General features: G+C 74.3%; 1 protein-coding gene and 1 pseudogene. Both read left to right on the top strand.

The features are described from left to right. Positions 1–2012, top strand: a 2012-nt coding sequence (locus ACLEQD_RS40110) for a tetratricopeptide repeat protein (protein ID WP_410391216.1), incomplete at its 5' end; no start/stop codon positions are given. A gap of 1 nt (position 2013) precedes the next feature. Beyond that, positions 2014–3148: pseudogene (gene purD / locus ACLEQD_RS40105) on the top strand (phosphoribosylamine--glycine ligase); the annotation flags it as partial.

The raw sequence follows: 3148 nt of genomic DNA, 5'->3' as shown, positions 1-3148 counted from the left end.
CGCGCACCTCGCACCTCACGGCCGCTCCGGTCCGCAGCGCCCAGCGCGGCGGCAGCGACGGTGGCGGCCGCTCCGTGGTCGTGGGCCTGATGGTGCTGGCGCTCCTCGGGGGCGGCGGCGCGGCGGGCTACTTCCTCGTGTACAAGCCGCAGCAGGAGAAGGCGGCCCGGGACGCGAAGCCCCCCGCTCCGGCCGCGGTGCCTCCGGAGGTGCTGGCCACGGTGGGCCGGTGGAAGCTCCAGTTCCTGGAGCTGGAGGGCACCAGCGCGGAGCACCTGGCCGCGGGCCAGAAGCAGCTCGAGCTGGACCAGCGCATCGCGTACACGGAAGCCGAGGAGTCCTTCCAGCAGGCGCTGCTGCTCGACCCGCGCAGCACGGAGGCCATCGCCGGTTACGTGCAGGCGCTGGCGCTCGGGCGCGGTCCGGGCATGGACGACAACTCCTTCCAGGAGGCGCGCGAGCTCATCCAGGCCGCGCAGGGCACGGCCGGGAAGACGCCCGCGCTGCTCGTCGCGCACGCGAACCTGCTGCTGGCGCGCTCGCGTCAGCCGGGCAACCTGGAGCAGGCGGCGCAGCTGGCCTCGGCGGTGCTGGCGCGGCCGGAGGCCAGCGACGCCCACAAGGCGGAGGCGCACCTGGTGCTGGGGCGCTCGCGGGTGGCCACGTCGCGCGAGCTGGCGAACCAGGAGTTCGACGCCGCGCGGAAGCTGGCGCCGAACCTCAAGCGCGTGGACTACTACAGCGCGCTCGCCCACGAGCAGGCCGGCCAGTACGGGGTGGCGCTCAAGCAACTCTCCCGCCGGATGGAGCTGGATCCGCAGGACTGGAACAGCCTGGAGGCCGCCGCCCGCATCTACGTGGAGGTCGGCGAGACGGGCCGCGCGCGCAAGCTGTACGAGGACCGGCTGAAGGCGAAGGCGGGCGACGTGCGCGCCACCCTGGCGCTGGCGGTGCTGCGCTACCAGGCGGAGGGCAACGCGCGCGACGCGGTGCGCACGCTGAAGGATCTGACGAAGAACGCGTCCCGCTACGGCCCGCGCGACGCCTCTGAAATCTGGAGCCACCTGGCCGCGGCGCAGCGCACGGCGGGCAACAACGCCGGCGCGCTGGACGCGGCGGCGGAGGCCCTGAAGGTGGTGCCGACGATGCCGGAGGCCCACCTGCAGGCGTTCCTGGTGGCGCTGGCGCAGAAGGACGTGGCCGCGGCCCGCGAGCACCTGAAGGGCTTCCAGGGCCGGCTGGAGGACGCCGCGCTGGAGAAGGTGCTGGAAGGGCGGCTGCACCTGCTGGAGGGCGACGCGGCCGGGGCCCAGGAGCGCTTCCAGCAGGCGGTGCGGCTGGACGACCGCCGCATGGACGCGAAGCTCCTGGAGGGCGTGGCGGCGGCGAGCGCGAAGAAGCGCGACGAGGCCTTCCGCCTGTTCTACCCGGTGCTGGAGGCGCGTGATTGGGATCCGCTGCGGCTGGCGCCCCGGCCCGCGCTGTCGCGCTTCTGGCTGCGGCCGGGCGAAACGCTGGCGGGCGTGGAGAACGTGGTGAAGGCGCTGGGCGACCGCCCGGAGGACGTGCAGCCCCTGCTGTACGAGGCCCTGGTGCGCTTCCACCAGGGGGACCGGCAGACCGCGGAGCGGCTGCTGCACTCCGTGGTGGACGTGAACGCGAACAGCGGCAGTGCCCAGGCGTACCGGGCGCTCATCGCGCTGGACGCGAAGGCGCCGCAGGCGCGCGGGCTCGCCGAGCGCGCGGTGGGGCTCGAGCGGGGGCTGCCGGTGGCGCGCCTGTCCTTGGGGCTCGCGCAGGCGGCGGCCGGGGACGTGGCGGTGGCCATGCGCACGCTCCAGTCCGCGTTGGACGTGGCGCCGAAGCTGCTGTCCGCGCAGACGAAGCTGGCGGAGCTGCTGGTGGCGTCGAAGCCGAAGGAAGCGCGCGCGGTGCTGGAGAAGGTGGTGGGGTTGGACCCGTCCTACTTCCCGGCGAAGAAGCTGCTCTTCAAACTCGACGAGCGAGGTTGACGTGAAGGTCCTGTTGCTGGGGTCGGGCGGACGCGAGCACGCGCTCGCGTGGAAGCTGGCCCAGAGTCCTCGTCTCTCACGGCTCCTGGTGGGCCCGGGCAACCCGGGCACCGCTCGGTGGGGCACCAACGTGCCCCTGCAGGCGGACTCGCCGGAGGCGGTGGTGTCGCTGGCGCGCCGCGAGGGCGTGGACCTGGTGGTGGTGGGCCCGGAGGCGCGCTCGTCGCGGGCGTCGCGGACGCGCTGGCGCAGGTGGACATCCCGTGCTTCGGCCCCGTCGCGGCGGCCGCGCGCATCGAGGGCTCCAAGGCCTTCGCCAAGGAGGTGATGGACGAGGCGGGCGTGCCCACCGCGGCCTTCCGCGTCTTCACCGACGCGGCGGAGGCGGAGGCGTACGCCGTCGCGCAGGGCCGCATCGTGGTGAAGGCGGACGGCCTGGCCGCGGGCAAGGGCGTCATCGTCGCGCCGGACGCGCAGGCCGCGCGCGACGCGGTGCGCGCCGTGGCGGCCATGGGCCAGGCGGGCCAGCGGATGGTGCTGGAGGAGCTGCTGGAGGGCGAGGAGGTGTCGCTGATGGCCCTGTGCGACGGCGAGCGCTACGTGCTGCTGCCGCTGTCGCAGGACCACAAGCGCGTGGGCGAGGGCGACACGGGCCCCAACACCGGCGGCATGGGCGCGTACTGCCCGGCGCCCTTCCTCACGCCGCAAGAGCTGGCGAAGGTGGGCGAGCAGGTCATCGCGCCGACGCTCGCGGTGCTGAAGAAGCGCGGCACGCCCCTGCGAGGCGTGCTGTACGCGGGGCTGATGCTCACGGCGTCCGGCCCGAAGGTGCTGGAGTTCAACGCGCGCTTCGGGGACCCGGAGACGCAGGTCCTGATGATGCAGGTGGACGAGGACCTGCTGCCGCTGCTGGACGCGTGCGCCAGGGGGACGCTGGAGCCCCGGCCGCTGAAGCAGTTCCCGGGCGCGTCGGTGGGCGTGGTGCTGGCGGCGGAGGGCTACCCGGAGGCGCCGAGGAAGGGCCAGCGGATTGAAGGGCTGGACGCGGTGCCGTCCAACGCGCCGGTGTTCCTGGCGGGCGTGGCGAAGCAGGACGGCGCGCTGGTGACGGCGGGCGGCCGGGTGCTGACGGTGTG

Origin of the sequence: Corallococcus sp. 4LFB, assembly GCF_046520365.1 — a bacterium.
Lineage (GTDB): Bacteria > Myxococcota > Myxococcia > Myxococcales > Myxococcaceae > Corallococcus > Corallococcus caeni.
Note: the sequence above shows the minus strand (reverse complement) of the source record. Positions and strands in the feature narration are given on the sequence as shown.